This window comes from Leptolyngbya sp. BC1307, assembly GCF_002286735.1.
Classification (GTDB): Bacteria; Cyanobacteriota; Cyanobacteriia; order Phormidesmidales; family Phormidesmidaceae; genus Phormidesmis.
This window is the reverse complement of the sequence record NZ_NRTA01000150.1, coordinates 1-1,181: the sequence shown is the minus strand read 5'-3', so window position 1 is coordinate 1,181 and position 1,181 is coordinate 1. Positions and strand designations below refer to the sequence as shown.

Below are 1,181 nucleotides of genomic sequence, written 5' to 3'. Positions count from 1 at the left end.
GCGATCGCTTTTACCAATCGCAATAATCCCCTTAATCCAATCGTTGGGTACGAAGTTGGTTTCGTTCTTATGGGGGTGTTGTGGCTGGCACACTGAAACCTTTTATCGAGATGGAAAGCAATATCTCGGGCTTGATGAGTATCGGATGCGAACCTTTGAATCCATTCAAACCCATTGGACGTTGGTGTTCGTGGCTTACTCAATCTTGCACTTGGCTTGCTTGCCACCCCCGACAAAGGCTCCGGGCAAGCGCCCTACCCAGCTCACACAATCCATCGGGCAGGTCTGTCGCCAGCAATCGCAAGCGCTGATAGAAAAGCTAATCCTCTTTGCTCATGACTGTCTTGAACAGGGTGAATCGGCGTCGCAGGTGTTTGCCAAATTGTTTGACAAGCAGAATAAGGGGGTGCCTGCATGACTCGCTAGATAACGCCTCAATTATTTTTCTACCGTCAGAGCACAACACTCAAGTATTTACTGTCACAGTAATAATAGACCTCTTGCATAATTACTTTTGTGATATGCTAACGGGTTTTAAATAAAAGGGCCTTTGCCTGCACTGTTTGGATGGCCCTAGTTAAAGGGCAGATATTAAAGGAATTCGGCAAAACCTTTAATAATACCATTAAATCTATTATGCAAGAGGTCTAATATTTGCACTTAGATCTAGTGGTTGCCTATGTAGTAAGTAGCTAGTGCTACAGGCACCAACGTTTCGGGTCAAAGTCAGCCAGCTGCTCAAGAATCTCATCAGCCTGCTCATAAAGCTGCCGGTTCATGTGCGCGGCAGGAACAGCAACTACCGACATGCCTGCGCGTTTGCCCGCTTCTACGCCCGCCGGTGAATCTTTAAAGACCAAACAGTTCTCTGGCGCTGCGCCGCCACTGAAAAGCTATCAGGAGCGGGCTTGCTGCGCTTGACTGCCGGATCGCTGCCCAGAATGATCGCCTGAAAAATTCGCGAGCCAGTTCTGGTAGCGCTGCGTTTTGAGTTTGAAGGGAACGGCAGCTGAGCTAGTTATAATCGCCTCTGAATACGGCGATAAAGGTCAGGAATCACACCTCGGTGTTTGGTAAGTACATCCAGCCCTTTCAAGGTGATTTCTTGTCTTCTTTAGCTTTGGCCAAGAGGCGCGCGGTAGAGACATGCGGCTTGTCTTTCTGATATTTGGGCTTCGGTA

General features: G+C 48.3%; 1 protein-coding gene and 1 pseudogene. One reads left to right on the top strand and one right to left on the bottom strand.

The annotated features are described in order from the left end of the window. Nucleotides 1-418: pseudogene (locus CKL79_RS22975) on the top strand (hypothetical protein); the annotation flags it as partial. A gap of 280 nt (nucleotides 419-698) precedes the next feature. Here the strand turns inward: CKL79_RS22975 and CKL79_RS23370 are convergent. After that, the gene (locus tag CKL79_RS23370) at nucleotides 699-860 is read right to left on the bottom strand and encodes a hypothetical protein (protein ID WP_170944175.1); all 162 of its coding nucleotides are present in this window, start codon (nucleotides 858-860) and stop codon (nucleotides 699-701) included. Nucleotides 861-1,181: the final 321 nt, after the last annotated feature.